Here is a 15,881-nt window from a genome sequence, read left to right as displayed (position 1 = left end):
CTTACGCACACACCTCGACCAAAACATAACAAGGAGCCAGCCATGACCACCTTTGCTGAAAAATCCAAGGAAGAAAAACAACTGGGCGGTGCCGGCCTGCGCGGCCAGAGTGCCGGCACCACGGCGCTGTGCACTGTGGGGAAAAGCGGTACCGGCCTCACTTACCGGGGCTATGACATTACCGACCTGGCACACCATGCCGAGTTTGAAGAAGTGGCGCATTTGCTGCTGAAGGGCAAGCTGCCGACTCAGACCGAGCTGAATACTTACAAGCAAAACCTGATGTCCCGCCGGGGCCTGCCGGAAGCCCTGTGCCGGGTGCTAGAAGAAATTCCTGCCCATGCGCACCCCATGGATGTAATGCGCACCGGCTGCTCTGTGCTGGGTAATCTGGATCAGGAGATGGACTTTGCCGAGCAGGAGGACAAAACCGATACCCTGCTGTCCATGCTGCCGGCCATTATCTGCTACTGGTATCGCTACAGTCACGACGGTGTGCGCATTGACACCACTTGTCCGGCGCAGGACAGTATAGGTGGCTATTTTCTGGAAATGCTGACCGGCAAGGCACCCTCCGAGCTGCACAAGCGGGTAATGCACTGCTCGCTGGTGCTCTATGCCGAGCATGAGTTCAATGCCTCTACCTTTACCGCCCGGGTGTGTGCGTCCACCCTGTCGGATCTGCATTCCTGCATTACCGCCGCCATCGGCAGCCTGCGCGGCCCGCTGCACGGCGGGGCTAACGAAGCCGCCATGGAAATGATTGAACGCTGGCAGACCCCGGATGAAGCCGAGGCGGGCATACTGCACATGCTGGCCAAAAAAGAAAAGATCATGGGCTTTGGTCATGCCATATACCGCGAGTCGGATCCGCGCAATGCCCTTATCAAGGAATGGGCGAAAAAGCTGTCTGAAGACGTAGGCGACACTCACCTTTATGCGGTGTCCGAGCGGGTTGAAGCGGTGATGAAGCGGGAGAAAAACCTGTTCTGCAATGCCGACTTCTTTCATGCCTCTGCCTATCACTTTATGGGCATTCCCACCAAGCTGTTTACCCCCATTTTTGTGATGAGCCGGGTAACGGGCTGGGCCGCCCATGTGTTTGAGCAACGCGCCAACAACCGCATTATTCGCCCCAGCGCCGACTATATCGGCCCCGAGCCGCAAGTCTGGCTGCCCATCAGCGAGCGCAAGTGAGGAGCCTTATGAATACCGACTTTCGCAAACCGCTGCCGGGTACTGACCTTGAGTTTTTTGATACACGGGAGGCCATCAACGCCATTGCTCCCGGTGCCTATGAAGGCCTGCCCTATGTGTCTCGGGTGCTGGCGGAGCAACTGGTGCGCCGCTGCACACCGGCTCAGCTTACCAACAGCCTGAAACAACTGATTGAGCGCAAGCGCGACCTCGACTTTCCCTGGTATCCGGCGCGGGTGGTGTGTCACGACATTCTGGGGCAAACCGCTTTGGTGGATCTGGCCGGCCTGCGGGACGCCATTGCCGCTCAGGGCGGCGATCCGGCCCGGGTGAATCCGGTGGTGCAAACCCAGCTGATTGTGGATCATTCCCTGGCGGTGGAGCATGCCGGCTTTGAGCCGGACGCTTTTGACAAAAACCGCGCCATTGAAGACAGGCGCAACCAAGACCGTTTTCACTTTATTGAATGGTGCAAAACCGCCTTTGAGAACGTGAGCGTGATCCCTGCCGGCAACGGCATTATGCACCAGATCAACCTGGAGAAAATGTCGCCGGTGGTGCAGGTGCAAAATGGCGTGGCCTTTCCCGACACCTGTGTGGGCACCGACAGCCACACCCCTCATGTGGATGCGCTGGGGGTGATTGCCATTGGTGTGGGCGGGCTGGAAGCCGAAACCGTGATGCTGGGCCGGCCCTCCATGATGCGCCTGCCCGACATTGTCGGCGTAAAGCTTACCGGCACCCGCCAGCCCGGCATTACCGCCACCGACATAGTGCTGGCGTTCACCGAGTTTTTGCGCGAGCAACGGGTCGTGTCGGCCTGGCTGGAATTCTTTGGCGAAGGCACCAAAGATCTCACCATTGGCGACCGCGCCACCATTTCCAATATGACCCCGGAATATGGCGCCACTGCCGGCATGTTCTACATCGACGAGCAGACCATCAACTACCTCAAGCTCACCGGCCGCGACGACGAGCAGGTAAAACTGGTAGAAGCCTACGCCCGCCACACCGGCCTGTGGGCCGATGATCTGCACAGTGCCGAGTATGAACGGGTGCTGGAATTTGATATCGGCACTGTTACCCGCAATATGGCGGGGCCGTCCAGCCCGCACCGGCGGCTGCCCACCTCGGCGCTGGCCGAGCGCGGCATTGCCGGCCCCTGGCATGAAGAGCCGGGCAAACTGCCGGATGGTGCCATTATTATTGCTGCCATCACCTCCTGCACCAACACCAGCAACCCGCGCAACGTGGTGGCGGCGGGGCTGCTGGCCAAAAAGGCCAATGTGCTTGGCTTAACGCGCAAACCCTGGGTAAAAACCTCCTTTGCGCCCGGCTCCAAAGTGGCGCGGCTTTATATGGAAGAAGCGGGCCTGCTGCCGGAGCTGGAGCAACTGGGCTTTGGCATTGTGGGTTATGCCTGCACCACCTGTAACGGCATGAGCGGCGCGCTCGACCCCGATATTCAGCAAGAGATCATTGAACGCGACCTTTACACCACGGCCGTGCTCTCGGGTAACCGCAACTTCGACGGCCGCATTCATCCTTATGCCCGGCAGGCGTTTCTGGCCTCGCCGCCGCTGGTGGTGGCTTATGCGCTGGCGGGCTCCATTCGCTTTGATATAGAGCGCGATGCTCTTGGGACAGACGCCAATGGCAAGCCTATTTACCTGAACGATCTCTGGCCCAGCGATGAAGAAATAGATGCGGTGGTGGCGGAGTATGTGAAGCCCGAGCAGTTTAAGCAGGTTTATATTCAGATGTTCAAGCTGAATGACGCCGCGCAAAATACGCCGCCGCTTTACGACTGGCGTCCCATGAGCACCTATATTCGCCGTCCGCCCTATTGGGAAGGGGCGCTGGCCGGCAAATGCAGCCTTAGCGGCATGCGCCCGCTGGCCATTCTGGGGGACAACATCACCACCGACCATCTGTCACCGTCCAACGCCATTCTGGCATCCAGCGCGGCAGGGGAATATCTGGCCAGCATGGGGGTGCCGGAGGAAGACTTTAACTCCTATGCCACCCACAGAGGCGATCACCTCACCGCTCAGCGGGCAACACTCGCCAACCCCAAGCTGTTTAACGAAATGGTGCGGGAAAACGGCGAAGTGGTGCAAGGGTCGCTTACGCGCATAGAGCCGGAAGGCAAAGTGACCCGCATGTGGGAAGCGATAGAAACCTACATGAACCGCAAGCAGCCGCTGATCATAGTAGCAGGGGCCGACTACGGTCAGGGTTCGTCCCGGGACTGGGCTGCCAAGGGAGTGCGTCTGGCGGGAGTGGAAGCCATAGTGGCCGAAGGCTTTGAGCGCATTCACCGCACCAACCTGGTGGGCATGGGCGTGCTGCCGCTGGAGTTTATACCCGGCACCAACCGCCACACGCTGGCGCTCGATGGCACCGAACTCTATGACGTGCAGGGCCACATTCAGCCCGGCGCTGAATTGACGCTGGTGATCACCCGTACCAGCGGCGAGCGAGAGCAAGTGCCCGTGCGTTGCCGGCTGGACACCGCCGACGAGCTGAATGTGTACAGCGCCGGCGGCGTGCTACAACGTTTCGCCCAGGATTTTCTGGCCGGTTAAAAGGAAGCAACCATGGCAACCAATACTTTCCCGCCCCAGCTGAAGATACCCGCCACCTATATGCGTGGCGGCACCAGCAAGGGCGTGTTTTTTAACCTGAGCGATCTGCCGCCGGCGGCGCAAGTGTCCGGCGAGGTCAGAGACAAGCTGCTGCTGCGGGTCATTGGCAGCCCGGATCCTTACGGCAAGCATACAGACGGCATGGGCGGGGCTACCTCCAGCACCAGCAAGGCGGTGATTGTCTCCAAAAGCCAAAAACCGGATCACGATGTGGACTATCTGTTCGGTCAGGTGTCCATTGATCAGCCCTTTGTGGACTGGAGCGGCAACTGCGGCAACCTCTCGGCGGCGGTAGGGCCTTTTGCCATTCATGCCGGCCTGGTGGAGCGGGTGCCACAAAAAGGCATGGCGACCGTGCGGGTATGGCAGGCCAACATAGGCAAAACCCTGCTGGTGCATGTGCCCATGCACAACGGCGAGGTGCAGGAAACCGGCGACTTTGAACTGGATGGCGTCACCTTTCCCGCGGCGGAAATTGAGGTGGATTTTATGGCACCCGGTGAAGGGGCCATGTTCCCTACCGGCAATTTGGTCGACAAGCTGGACGTGCCCGGCATCGGCACCCTTGACGCCACGCTGATTAACGCCGGCATTCCCACCATTTTTATTAACGCACAAGACATTGGCTTTACCGGCACCGAGCTGCAGCCGGCCATTAACGACAATGCCGGGACGCTGGCTCAGTTCGAGCGTATTCGCGCGGCTGGCGCGGTGAAAATGGGGCTGATTAACTCACCGGAACAGGCAGCAAGCCGCCAGCACACCCCCAAGGTGGCCTTTGTAGCGGGGCCGGCGGCCTATATGGCGTCCAGCGGCAAAACGGTGACCGAAAACGACATTGATGTGCTGGTGCGGGCGCTGTCCATGGGCAAGCTGCACCACGCCATGATGGGCACCGCCGCCGTGGCCATTGCCGCCGCCGCCTGTGTGCCCGGCACCCTGGTTAACTTGGCCGCCGGGGGCGGCGTGCGGGAGTCGGTCACCTTTGGTCATCCGTCCGGCACCCTCAGGGTCGGGGCCAGCGCTCGGCACACCGATCAAGGCTGGATGGTGGAGAAAGTCACCATGAGTCGCAGTGCGCGCATTTTAATGGAAGGGGTAGTGCGCGTGCCGTTTTAATCATCGATGCGCCCGCGGCGCTTAAGGAAAAGCAATGTCAGGAGCAAGCAGCATGTTTACCTATCAGCAGGCATTTGATTTGGCGGCCAACTCGCCGGAAGTGTTCTGGAAACAGCAAGCACAGCAGCTGGACTGGTTTACCTTTCCGCAAACCATATTAAGCCAGGACGAGCACGGCATAGAGCGCTGGTTTGCCGACGGCGAGCTGAACACCGCCCATCTGGCGCTGGATTATCATGTGGCGCAGGGCAGGGGCGATCAGACCGCGCTGATTTACGACTCGCCGGTCACCGGCAAAAAAGCCCGTTACACCTACTGCGTGCTGCGGGATCAGGTAGCCAAGGCCGCTGGCATGCTGGCCGCACTGGGGGTGCAAAAGGGCGACCGGGTGGTGATTTATATGCCCATGATCCCGGAAGCGGCCATTTCCATGCTGGCCTGTGCCCGGCTGGGGGCCATTCATTCCATGGTGTTTGGCGGCTTTGCCCCTCACGAGCTGGCAGTGCGCATTGAAGACGCCGAGCCCAAAGTGCTGCTCACCGCCAGCTGCGGGGTGGAAGTGAACAAAGTAATCCCCTACAAGCCGCTGGTAGACAAGGCAGTTATGGACAGCCGCTGCAAGCCCGAGCACGTGGTGGTGGTGCAACGGCCGGAATGCCCGGCAGATTTACCTCATGATCGTGACAAGGACTGGTCGGCCCTGATGCAAAAAGCCGAGCCGCACCCCTGTGTGCCGGTAAAAGCGACGGATCCGCTCTATATTCTGTATACCTCGGGCACCACCGGCAAACCCAAGGGCGTGGTGCGCGACAACGGCGGCCATGCCGTGGCGCTGAACTACAGCATGAACACCATTTACAACGTAAAGCCCGGCGATGTGTTCTGGGCCGCGTCCGACGTGGGCTGGGTGGTGGGTCATTCCTACATAGTGTATGCGCCGCTTATTTACGGCTGCACCACCATTATGTATGAAGGCAAGCCGGTGAAAACGCCGGATCCCGGTGCCTTTTGGCGAGTGTGTGACGAATATGGCGTAAAAGTGCTGTTCTCGGCACCCACGGCGTTTCGGGCCATTAAAAAGGAAGACCCGAACGGCGAGCAGCTGGCCCATTACCCCATGGACAAACTCACCACCATCTTTATGGCCGGTGAACGGCTGGATCCGCCCACCCTCGACTGGGTGGAAACTCATACCAAGCGCCCGGTAGTGGATCACTGGTGGCAGACCGAAACCGGCTGGGCCATTGCCGGCAACCCCCTGGGGCTGGAGCGTTTTACCACCAAGCCCGGCTCCGCCACCAAACCTACTCCGGGCTACAAGGTGAAAGTGCTGAACGAGCTGGGCGAAGTGCAGCCCGCCGGCGAGCAGGGCTACATAGCCATTGAACGGCCGCTGCCACCGGGCTGCCTGCCCACGGTGTGGCGCAATCACGACCGTTTTGAATCCGGCTATCTCGGCCAGTTTCCCGGTTTTTATGTGTCCGGCGACGGCGGCTACATGGACGAAGACGGCTACCTGTTTGTGATGGGGCGCATGGACGACGTGATCAACGTGGCCGGCCATCGACTTTCTACCGGCGAAATGGAAGAAATTGTAGGCAGCCACGAAGCCGTGGCGGAATGCGCCGTGATTGGTGTGCACGACGAGCTGAAAGGCCAGCTGCCCCTGGGGCTGGTGGTGCTGAAAGACGGCTACACATCGGATAATGGCAACATAGAGCAGGCGCTGCTGCAGCTGGTGCGCGACCAGGTGGGTGCCGTGGCCTGCTTTAAACAGGCCATTATCGTCGACCGGCTGCCCAAAACCCGCTCCGGCAAAATACTGCGCCGGGTGATCCGCCAGATAGCAGACGGTGAGCAGTATGTGGTGCCGTCTACCATAGACGACCTCGGCTCGCTGGACGAGCTGGCGCGGGTGCTGGAGTAAGCCAACCTTAATCGGCTCAGATCCTGAGCCGATTACCCCTTTTATTCGGCTCACTGAGCCTGAATGGCCGAAAATCAAACAGTCCTGCTCACCTTATTGATCAGTCTCAATTGAATTATCCTGCCAGCACGTCAAAATAGGACGCAAATTTATAAAGCTGCAATCAGGATGATCGCCTGCAAGGTCTGGCGGTAGCCTGCGTGGCGTTCAGCCAACAGCACACTGATTACTGATTCTCCGCACCGGCAAGAAAGTCCAGAGGGCTGTGTGTGCCGGCAAAGTGCTGACCTATCACGTGAGTGTAAATCTGAGTAGTGCGCACATCGCTGTGCCCCAGCAGCTCCTGTACGGTTCTGATATCGCGGCCACTTTCAAGCAGATGCGTGGCAAATGAATGGCGAAAGGTATGGCAACTGATGCGCTTGTTGCAGATACCGGACTGACGAACCGCTGCTTTCAGCGCCCTGCGTGGCACTGAGTCATGCAGGTGATGACGGCAAACGACTCCGGTAACAGGATGTTTGCACAGGCTGACAGAGGGAAAAATAAACATCCAGGCGGGCTGGCGAAAAGCATTGGGATATTTTTTGCCAAGGGCGAAGGGCAGTGATGGGCCAACGCCTTTGAGGTTATCTTCCTGCTGAACCGACAGGGCGCTTTCTATCTGTTGGTGCAGCATATTGTGCAGCCGCTGGCTCAGCATGGTTTTTCTGTCTTTGTTGCCCTTGCCGTTACGAACGGTGACTGAACCATCATCAAAACCAATATCCTGCACTCTGAGCCGCAGGCATTCAGTGATTCTGAGACCGCTGCCATACAGCAATGAGAAGATCAGCCGGTTGCGTTCATCCAGGTGTTTGAAGATTAACGCGATTTCAGCCTGAGTCAGCACAACGGGAAGGCGGCGATATTGAGTAGCATGATGAAAGTCCAGCTCGCCAAGCTCGATATTCAGCACCTTGTGATACATAAATGCCAGGGCATTAAGAGCAGTTTTCTGTGTATTGACGGCAACATGACAATCGGCGGCCAGCCAGGTAAGAAAGCTGCGAACCTCTGGTGCACCCATGTCGGCCGGGTGGCGCAGCTGATGAAAGCGAATGAACCGTTTGATCCAGTGCAGGTAGGTTTTTTCGGTGCGCAGACTGTAGCTACCCAAGCGAAGCTCCCGACGAATGCGATTTAAAAACGGACTGGCAGCCATACTGTTACCTATCTCACGCTTAACTGTATGCATGTACAGTATATTGCAAGCTGTGAAATTTGCATGCTTGTTATCCACAAACTGCGCTCGTGTACAGCAATTAGGAGCAGAAAAAGCAAGTAAATTGAAGAGCTTGCTTGATGATGATGTAGATAACGAGCAAAGTCGTGCAGATAGTGAGTATGCTCATTTTGATCACGGAGTGATTGCTCTAAAAGAGAGAAAATGATTTTATAATCAGGATATTATGAAACTTACCGAGAGTGGGTGTCTGAACATATATGAGCACGCTCACTATTATAATGTTATGGCAGGCCACAGCGTAGAAGGCACATTGGACTTTGGAATTAATAAATGATCCAGACTAAATATGGAACTTTTGACGGGGATTCATGGGAAGACCTGTGTCAACTAGTTTTCAAATCAAAGTATAAAGATCAACAATACCAAGAGATGGTTGCATCCCCTGGTGATTTCGGGATCGAAGGCTTTACGAAATTAGACGGCGTGGCATTTCAGTGTTATTGCCCCGATACCCACTACACTCAAAAAGAATTGTACGAAAAGCAGAGAGACAAAATAACTAAGGACCTTGAGAAGCTTCGAGCCTACGAAAATGAAATATCTCGTCGAATGGGTAATACGAAAATTAGGGAGTGGGTTTTCGTTACTCCGCTAATCACCGACAATAAATTGCTAAGTCATGCGCAAACGAAGCAAGTAGAGGTTGTCACATGGGGGCTCTCCATTATAGACCCTGAATTCAAAGTTATTCTGCAAGACGCTGATTATTTTGCCTCGGAAATTAACGCAATACAAACAGCGAAAGGGAAAAAAATCACTCTTTTTTCCGCATTAGAATTAGAAAGCCAAGCAGAAGAACAAGAAATCTCAGAATATGAAAAAAATATTAGTAAGAAGAATAAAGTTCGCTGTACATTCAATGGGGTTTTAGATGAAGAAAAGCATCTAAAATTGAATCGCATAACATCAAATAAATGGCTAAAAAACGATCCATTCCTAAAAGAAATAGAGAAAAACGCTTCGGAAATCTACTTTCACGTGTTGAGAGCAATAAATCAGTACGAAAGTGAAGTAGAAGAGTTGTGTATAACTTGGCGCGGGGATGCTGAAGAATTGATATCTAAGATTCGAGACGAATTAGCCCAAAGATTAAGTGAGGCAACACCTACTTTAGGAGAGGCAGAGATATACCGGATAGCTGATCAAATGACGTCTAAATGGATTGCATTGTGTCCGTTAGGTATTGAATGATGAGTAAACTTACATTTCACAGAAAGCCTATGCCTCTTATGGCTGAGCATAGGCCTATCTATAAAATCACTCAACTATTACTGGTATTATATCTCTCATCACGAGGAAAGAAGTCTAGCCTAATTCGACTACATTTATTCAGCTGGGTTTTGAAAGATGAGATAAGAAAGAAAATGTTGTTAGAGTCGGCGAATCAAAACCAAATTTTATTTGGGGTATGGGGGGTTGATCCAGCAGTCAATATATCACTTCAGTATGCTGAAGCTGAAGGGCTGATTAGTAAGTCTGGACTTTCATATAAGTTAACTCAAGATGGCGCCAAATACGTTTCAGAAATTGATAGTGAGATGGCTTTCAAAGATGATTACTTTTTTCTTCAGTCAATAGGTTCGAAAATAACTGAAGGTATGGTGGAAAATATTATTAGGGAATGGGAATGATTGGTTTGCACCTAGAGAAATTTAAAATAGTTCTCAATACGACCGGCGGTGAATACGGTTTTGAATGTGAATTTAAATCTGGATTAAATATTGTACGCGGTAATAATTCCTCTGGCAAAAGCACATTGGTTAATTCTCTTATCTATTCTCTTGGCATGGAGGAAATTCTTGGCGGGAAAGGTGAAAAGACCTTGCCTTATGCATTGAAGGAATATGTTGAAAGTGAAAAGAAGGATAAGATAAGGATAGTATCATCTTATGTTTACTTACAGATCTCAAATAAAAATAGTGATGTTGTAACTTTAAAAAGAGCCATTAACTCTACTGATAAAGATACGAAACTAATCGAGGTGATACATGGGGATTATCTTTCGGGAAAAAATCGAGAATTTGATATATCTCCTAAGTATTTGCATGATAAAGGATCAGCACAGAACGCTGAATCGGGGTATTTTACATTCCTTGAGAATTTCGTCGGTTTAAGTCTTCCTTTCGTTCCTGGTGCCAATGGTGGTGAGGTAAAGCTCTATATTCAAACTATTTTTTCAGCGCTCCTAATTGAGCAAAAGAGAGGGTGGACTGATTACATAGCTAATACACCCTATTATGCTATCCGTGATGTGAGAACAAAAATCGTTGAATTTATTCTGGGGTTGGATGTTTTCGAAAACGAAAGACTCAAATCAACTTTGATGTCAGGCTTGACTAATATTCAATCAAAATGGTCGGAGGAGAAGGTTAAAATTGGATTGTTGGAAGAGGACCAGTCTATCAATGTGATAGGTATTAAACGCACAGCAGACGATATGTTTGACCCACAACTAGTCAGAATTACGAAGCAAGTTGGAGATGCTACCTTTGCGCTAAGTGATTACATTGTTGAATTGGTAAGAAAAATTGAGGCTATTGACGAGGCTGAGAATAAAACAAGAGATGATGTTTCTATCGATTTGATAGAGGCATATGAGAGTTCAAAAGCAGAATTAGACCAGCTAGTTTCTATGCTTGATTCCGCTAATGCGGAGATTCGGCTTTCCAAATCAAGGCTGACTGAGTATTTATCACTTAGATCAGAAATAGAAAAAGACTTAGAAAAAAACAAGATTGCTAAAAAACTCAAAAATTTTGGTGCCGAGAGTGGTTTGAGCCTTGCGCTTGATAGTTGTCCGGCTTGTCATCAACACGTAGATGACTCCTTGTTTTTAGCAGATACCCTTATACAGCCGATGAGTATTGACGAAAATGTAAGGTACCTCGATAGTCAGAAAAAGATGGTATCTAGGTATATTCTAGGGTTAGAAAAAACAATTACAAAATTAGAGTCTCAAGCTCGTGAATATTCAGAAAATGTTTCTGATAAGCGTGCAGTATGCTTGAGCTTTAAAAAGCAGATACGGTTATCTGGCAATGCAGAAGAGGCTGACTTAAGAGTTAAACTACAACTTGAACTTAAAGTGGAAAGCCTCTTAAAAGCAGAAAGGATCATAAACAGTTCGGTCAGTAATCTAGTAAATTTCAGCAATGAGTTTCGGAATATTAAGGCCGAGTTAGCAGGCTTGCCGGAACGAAAATCATCTGCTGAGGATGTCAAGAAATATAATAAATTTCAGAATCATTTCCGAAGCTATGCGAGCCTTTTTGGCTATAAGAGTGCGCCAACTTCAGATATAGAAATAAATAGAGACACATTGTTTCCATATTTGGCAGGGCTGGAGTTGAGAGAAGTAAATACGGATATAAAATCTGATTCTTCAGCAAGTGATTTTGTGAGGCTCATCTGGGCTTACTTACTAGCAGTATATTCGGCTTCAGAAGAGTTAGGCGGGAATCACCCTGGATTAGTTCTTTTGGATGAGCCAGGTCAGCATTCTATGGGGGTCACAAGTGTAAATGCACTTTTGACGAATATCTCTAAACAGCGAAATATTCAAGGTATTGTGGCTGCATCTTTTGATGAGAGTGATGAAGTATTTGATGAGTCTGTGCACGGAGTAAATCATCACTTAATAGAGTGCGGCTACAAGCTTTTGAAACCTGTGAGTCAAATGCCATAACAAACGCCTGCAATCTGACCTTCGGCCACTGTCACCTTCTGTGCAAAAAGCCGCACAAAAGGCGCCAGTAGCCTCCGGCAGTTGAGGCGGGCGTTAGGCTTCTAGGAGAAATAATGAAGTATTTGAAAACGATTTTAGCTGTTTCCATTTTTGTTGTGGGCGCTGTGAGTGCTGAAGAAATTCAGGATAAAAGCCGAAATAGAACAATCCCTGTCGAAATATCCTATCCAAGTGATATCAGTAATTGCACTGTTGAAAATAAATGTCCGGTTGCATTCCTTAGTGCGGGATATGGCGTAGCTCATACCAAGTATACTTTTTTAACTGAGCAGCTTTCCGAGCTAGGATATATGGTGGTTGCTATACGGCATGAGTTGCCTGAAGATCCTTCACTTTCAATTGAAGGTAACCTTTTTGAAACCAGAAGTGAAAACTGGATTAGAGGAGCCATAACACTTAGTTTTCTCAAGGATAAACTTGAATCTCGTTATCCCAACTATGCATTTAACGAGCTACTTTTAGTTGGTCACTCTAACGGTGGCGATATTTCTGCGTGGCTTGGCAATAAAGATAAGCCCTATGTAAAATCTATTATTACTCTTGATCACAGACGCGTACCTTTACCTCGAAAGAAAGAAATTAGTATCTTATCTATACGAGGTAGTGATTTCCCCGCAGACGACGGTGTGCTCCCGACAGTCCAGGAAAGTACTGATTACGATATTTGTGTAATAGAAATACCAGAGTCAAAGCACAACGATATGTCGGACGATGGGCCTGCTTGGTTGAAAGAAAAAATTGCAGGATTAGTTAAAAGTTATATAAGTGGCGTGGGCTGCAACGAACAGAGCAAAGCCTAACAAGGCCAATCACAAACGCCAGCAAGCTGGCTGGACTCGCTGACGCTCGCCTGTGTTGGCGGCGTTATGCTATTTTCCCAGATTTTATTCATTAATTAGGAAGTCGGTAGGTATCAATGCAGTTAGATGAGTACATCAAAGAAACTTTAGTTCAGATCACTAAAGGTGTTGAAGATGCATCAGAGGTAATAAATGATATGGGAGGGACAGTTAACCCAGCCAAAGAACATAAAATTATTGGTTCTGCCCCCTTTTCCTCAAACGCCGATGCGCAAATTATTAAGTTTGATGTTGCAATTCAAGTGAAAGACATTAGTTCTCAAGAAGCCAGCGGTAAGGCAAAACTATCTGTATTATCATTCGGTGGTGGGTTAACCAACACAGACGAAACTCAAGCAGTTCACCGAGTCCAATTTGATGTGCCATTGGCCTTGCCTTGCAATGTGCCTTCATCGATCGATGAAAAATAGCATAACAAAGCGCTTAACCACAATCCACGCTTGGCATTTTTGCTTCGCAAAAGTATATGTCAAGGTTTCGTGCGGGTTAGCTTGGCGTTATGCAATACAAGAGTGAGAATCGCTGATATGTTGAAATTCTTAAAATTGCTAATAAAGCGAGATACCACTTCTAGTGGTAACGAAGAGGTAATAGGAAGGCCTATTGAGGTGTATCTTCAACAAGAGCTAGATGTATGTTCTTATATTAAATCTGAATGCCATAAAACTGCTTTAGATCACCTAACCCATGTTACAAATTTAAACAAGACCGGAAATAAATTAACAGCCGAGGAAAAGAAATTTCTTGGCATTAATGCAAGACTAGCAATCACTCACGAGTTGGTTAGTATTCTCACAAGTGATGGGGTCAAACAAAAAGATCCCAAAGAAATATTATCAAGAATTTACTATCGTGCCACCTTTGCCAAAAATAGAGATGACTCATTAAATGAATATAAGTCTGCTGGCATCAAAAAATATACTCTTATGAATTGCGGTGATGGTAGGGATTGCCAGTGGTGTAGTTTACAACAAGGTGTTGAAATATCAGTAAATGAAAACATCAACGAACTTATCAATAATAATTGTACATGTGATAGTCATTGCCGGTGTGTAATGCAGCCTGTAATCCAATTTTAGAAAAATACATAACAAGGCCAATCACACACGCCAGCAAGCTGGCTGGACTCGCTGACGCTCGCCTGTGTTGGCGGCGTTATGTATAAACAATCATGCTGTATTAGAGTGAGATATATGAGCGAAGAACCTAAACTAATAATATCCCCGTTGTCCCAATCTATTTCGAGTAAAGGGCATACTGTTGCGGTGCATATTTATCAGCTTGAAGGTGAAAAAGATTGGGCTCTCGAACTTGAGGGTGAGCATGGAAATTCTTATGTGTGGAATGATGGATTCGTGACTGAATCGGCAGCTCTTACAGAGGCGAAACAAACTATTTTGGCCGAAGGGATGTCAATTTTTATAGGCCCTGAAGATGGTAAAAGCGCCAAATGACTGGAGCTAAAATACATAACAAGGCCAATCACACACGCCTAAAAGCGGCGGCTGAGTAAAGCGTTAGGTATAAAATGAAAGTGTTGCTTATAAATAAAATTCTACTTTGTGTTGAAATATTACCAACAGTTGCCTTATTGTTTTTAGCTGTAATTCTTTTTCTATCAAATTCACAACCGATATTCCTTATTACTTTAGTGTTATCTATTTTAAGTATGGTTTCATTGATCTATATTATCATAAAAGCGGTTGTCGGTGATGTGATAAATATAGATAAAACTTTTATTTATTTATCACATATTGGCTTGGTCATTACTTTTGTAGGTTTTTTGGTTCTATTTTTTAACGGCAATGAATTAAAAAAACACTTACCCGAAACGCCTTTTTCTATTTTTTCTTTTGGGGTGGTGTCTGTCATTCCATATTTACATGTAATGATAATTAACAAGTTCTTTTATACTAAATAGCTGTTCCGAATAGTAGATCACTGGAGGAAGGGAACTCAGTCCAGTTTGTGCGATCTGATCAGTCGCCAAACAAAACCAAAAACAACACCCAAAGGACTGAGTTCATGCCGATCTTACCATCCCTGCCTCGCCCAGAGCGACGCCGAATGCACAAGATTATTCAGACCACGCGCGACAAGCAGCATGCCCGTCGAGTCATGTCCATTCTGCTGCGTTACGAAGGCTACACGCTCAAAAAAATTCACCAGCTGACCGGTGCCGCCCGCTCAACACTGGGCCGTTGGCTCAACTGGTATCACGAAGGCGGGCTTGAGGCGTTACGTTCGCAGCGACCTGCACGACCACCTTCTTTGCCAGTTCGACATATTATTCGAGTTCTCCAGATGTTGATTCAGTTTTCACCGCAAGACCTGGGTTACCAGCGCAGCCGCTGGTCTACTGAGTTATTCGCCATCGAAGTTAATCGCTTGCTGGGCCTCAACATGGCGGCCTCCACGCTTCGCCGCTGGCTGCCACGTGAAGGCATTGTCTGGCGTCGAGTGGTACCAACCTTGCGCATCAAGGACCCGGACTATGACGTCAAGGTAGAGCAGGTGAAACAAGCACTTATAGACTGCTGCCAGGATAATCCTGTGCTTTACGCCGACGAGGTTGATATCGATCTGAACCCCAAGCTGGGAGCGGACTGGACACGTCGAGGCCAGCAAAAGAAAGTCGTGACACCGGGTATCAATGAAAAGCACTACCTGGCTGGGGCCCTACATGCGAAAACGGGTCAGGTGACGTACGTTGCAGGCTATAAAAAGAACTCGGCCCTGTTCATTTCGCTGCTGGAAACGCTACAGAGACGCTACCGACGAGCGCGGAACATCACGCTGATCCTGGATAACTACGTGATCTACAAGAGCCGGCTGGTTCAAAGTTGGCTGGCAGACAATCCCAAGTTCATCCTTATCTTCCAGCCGGTTTACTCACCCTGGATAAACAAGATAGAGCTGCTGTGGCACAAGCTGCATGAAACGGTGACCCGTAATCACCAGTGCCATAGCATGGTGTCACTGCTGAAACGAGTCAGACACTTTATGGACACGGTTTCACCATTTCCCGGGAGTGGTTATGGAACAGCCAGAATGTAGCACTATTAGGATCAGTTATTTAGTTAATATACCTAACAAG

The 15,881-nt window shown here is 49.8% G+C and carries 15 protein-coding genes; 14 read left to right on the top strand and 1 reads right to left on the bottom strand.

Translation table 11 applies throughout. The features are described 5' to 3' along the window. The first annotated feature begins 42 nt into the window (after positions 1–42). Genes prpC through G364_RS0103260 form a run of 4 tightly spaced genes read left to right on the top strand, consistent with a single transcriptional unit; the run spans position 43 to position 6,891 of the window. Positions 43–1,197 (top strand): bifunctional 2-methylcitrate synthase/citrate synthase, encoded by a 1,155-nt coding sequence (gene prpC / locus G364_RS0103275; protein ID WP_019933722.1) that lies wholly within the window; start codon positions 43–45, stop codon positions 1,195–1,197. An 8-nt stretch (positions 1,198–1,205) separates the two neighbouring features. Next, on the top strand, positions 1,206–3,785 hold the full coding sequence (gene acnD, locus G364_RS0103270; RefSeq protein WP_019933721.1) for a Fe/S-dependent 2-methylisocitrate dehydratase AcnD: 2,580 nt from the start codon (positions 1,206–1,208) through the stop codon (positions 3,783–3,785). 12 nt (positions 3,786–3,797) lie between these two features. Continuing rightward, the gene (prpF, locus tag G364_RS0103265) at positions 3,798–4,964 is read left to right on the top strand and encodes a 2-methylaconitate cis-trans isomerase PrpF (RefSeq protein WP_019933720.1); all 1,167 of its coding nucleotides are present in this window, start codon (positions 3,798–3,800) and stop codon (positions 4,962–4,964) included. A gap of 52 nt (positions 4,965–5,016) precedes the next feature. Continuing rightward, on the top strand, positions 5,017–6,891 hold the full coding sequence (locus G364_RS0103260; RefSeq protein WP_019933719.1) for a propionyl-CoA synthetase: 1,875 nt from the start codon (positions 5,017–5,019) through the stop codon (positions 6,889–6,891). Positions 6,892–7,117: 226 nt separating this feature from the next. Here the strand turns inward: G364_RS0103260 and G364_RS0103255 are convergent, their stop codons facing one another. After that, positions 7,118–8,050: an integron integrase gene (locus G364_RS0103255; protein WP_342661937.1), complete on the bottom strand. Its 933-nt coding sequence runs from the start codon at positions 8,048–8,050 to the stop codon at positions 7,118–7,120. Positions 8,051–8,066: 16 nt separating this feature from the next. Here G364_RS0103255 and G364_RS17280 point away from each other — a divergent pair, with 16 nt between their 5' ends. From G364_RS17280 to G364_RS0103215, 10 genes are all read left to right on the top strand, one after another. Next, positions 8,067–8,324, top strand: a complete 258-nt coding sequence (locus G364_RS17280; RefSeq protein ID WP_169336641.1) for a hypothetical protein — start codon at positions 8,067–8,069, stop codon at positions 8,322–8,324. 125 nt (positions 8,325–8,449) lie between these two features. After that, complete coding sequence (locus G364_RS0103250; protein WP_019933717.1) at positions 8,450–9,370, top strand: hypothetical protein; 921 nt, start codon at positions 8,450–8,452, stop codon at positions 9,368–9,370. Continuing rightward, the gene (locus G364_RS0103245; protein WP_019933716.1) at positions 9,367–9,810 is read left to right on the top strand and encodes a hypothetical protein; all 444 of its coding nucleotides are present in this window, start codon (positions 9,367–9,369) and stop codon (positions 9,808–9,810) included. The genes G364_RS0103250 and G364_RS0103245 overlap by 4 nt, the downstream gene beginning before the upstream one ends. Further along, positions 9,807–11,864: an AAA family ATPase gene (locus tag G364_RS0103240; RefSeq protein ID WP_019933715.1), complete on the top strand. Its 2,058-nt coding sequence runs from the start codon at positions 9,807–9,809 to the stop codon at positions 11,862–11,864. The genes G364_RS0103245 and G364_RS0103240 overlap by 4 nt, the downstream gene beginning before the upstream one ends. A 113-nt stretch (positions 11,865–11,977) precedes the next feature. Continuing rightward, the gene (locus tag G364_RS0103235) at positions 11,978–12,724 is read left to right on the top strand and encodes an alpha/beta hydrolase (protein WP_019933714.1); all 747 of its coding nucleotides are present in this window, start codon (positions 11,978–11,980) and stop codon (positions 12,722–12,724) included. Positions 12,725–12,840: 116 nt separating this feature from the next. Continuing rightward, entirely contained in the window at positions 12,841–13,194 is a 354-nt protein-coding gene (locus G364_RS0103230) for a hypothetical protein (protein WP_019933713.1), read from the top strand. A gap of 117 nt (positions 13,195–13,311) precedes the next feature. Beyond that, positions 13,312–13,863: a hypothetical protein gene (locus G364_RS17135; RefSeq protein ID WP_156816425.1), complete on the top strand. Its 552-nt coding sequence runs from the start codon at positions 13,312–13,314 to the stop codon at positions 13,861–13,863. A gap of 114 nt (positions 13,864–13,977) precedes the next feature. Further along, entirely contained in the window at positions 13,978–14,238 is a 261-nt protein-coding gene (locus tag G364_RS0103225; RefSeq protein WP_019933712.1) for a hypothetical protein, read from the top strand. Between the two features lie 74 nt (positions 14,239–14,312). After that, positions 14,313–14,705 carry a hypothetical protein gene (locus tag G364_RS17130; RefSeq protein WP_156816424.1) on the top strand — a complete coding sequence of 131 codons (393 nt, stop codon included), beginning with the start codon at positions 14,313–14,315 and terminating at the stop codon, positions 14,703–14,705. A 104-nt stretch (positions 14,706–14,809) separates the two neighbouring features. Then, positions 14,810–15,841, top strand: a complete 1,032-nt coding sequence (locus tag G364_RS0103215) for an IS630 family transposase (protein WP_026344653.1) — start codon at positions 14,810–14,812, stop codon at positions 15,839–15,841. Positions 15,842–15,881: the final 40 nt, after the last annotated feature.

This window comes from Oceanimonas smirnovii ATCC BAA-899 (assembly GCF_000381965.1).
In the GTDB taxonomy this organism is placed as follows: Bacteria; Pseudomonadota; Gammaproteobacteria; order Enterobacterales; family Aeromonadaceae; genus Oceanimonas; species Oceanimonas smirnovii.
This window is presented reverse-complemented; position numbering and strand designations above follow the sequence as displayed.

Coding starts and splice junctions, on each gene's coding strand:
- acnD (WP_019933721.1), top strand. CDS start 1,206: ATGAATACCGACTTTCGCAAACCGCTGCCGGGTACTGACCTTGAGTTT.
- G364_RS17135 (WP_156816425.1), top strand. CDS start 13,312: ATGTTGAAATTCTTAAAATTGCTAATAAAGCGAGATACCACTTCTAGT.
- G364_RS0103260 (WP_019933719.1), top strand. CDS start 5,017: ATGTTTACCTATCAGCAGGCATTTGATTTGGCGGCCAACTCGCCGGAA.
- prpF (WP_019933720.1), top strand. CDS start 3,798: ATGGCAACCAATACTTTCCCGCCCCAGCTGAAGATACCCGCCACCTAT.
- G364_RS0103235 (WP_019933714.1), top strand. CDS start 11,978: ATGAAGTATTTGAAAACGATTTTAGCTGTTTCCATTTTTGTTGTGGGC.
- G364_RS0103225 (WP_019933712.1), top strand. CDS start 13,978: ATGAGCGAAGAACCTAAACTAATAATATCCCCGTTGTCCCAATCTATT.
- prpC (WP_019933722.1), top strand. CDS start 43: ATGACCACCTTTGCTGAAAAATCCAAGGAAGAAAAACAACTGGGCGGT.
- G364_RS0103250 (WP_019933717.1), top strand. CDS start 8,450: ATGATCCAGACTAAATATGGAACTTTTGACGGGGATTCATGGGAAGAC.
- G364_RS0103230 (WP_019933713.1), top strand. CDS start 12,841: ATGCAGTTAGATGAGTACATCAAAGAAACTTTAGTTCAGATCACTAAA.
- G364_RS0103215 (WP_026344653.1), top strand. CDS start 14,810: ATGCCGATCTTACCATCCCTGCCTCGCCCAGAGCGACGCCGAATGCAC.
- G364_RS17280 (WP_169336641.1), top strand. CDS start 8,067: ATGCGATTTAAAAACGGACTGGCAGCCATACTGTTACCTATCTCACGC.
- G364_RS0103240 (WP_019933715.1), top strand. CDS start 9,807: ATGATTGGTTTGCACCTAGAGAAATTTAAAATAGTTCTCAATACGACC.
- G364_RS0103245 (WP_019933716.1), top strand. CDS start 9,367: ATGATGAGTAAACTTACATTTCACAGAAAGCCTATGCCTCTTATGGCT.
- G364_RS17130 (WP_156816424.1), top strand. CDS start 14,313: ATGAAAGTGTTGCTTATAAATAAAATTCTACTTTGTGTTGAAATATTA.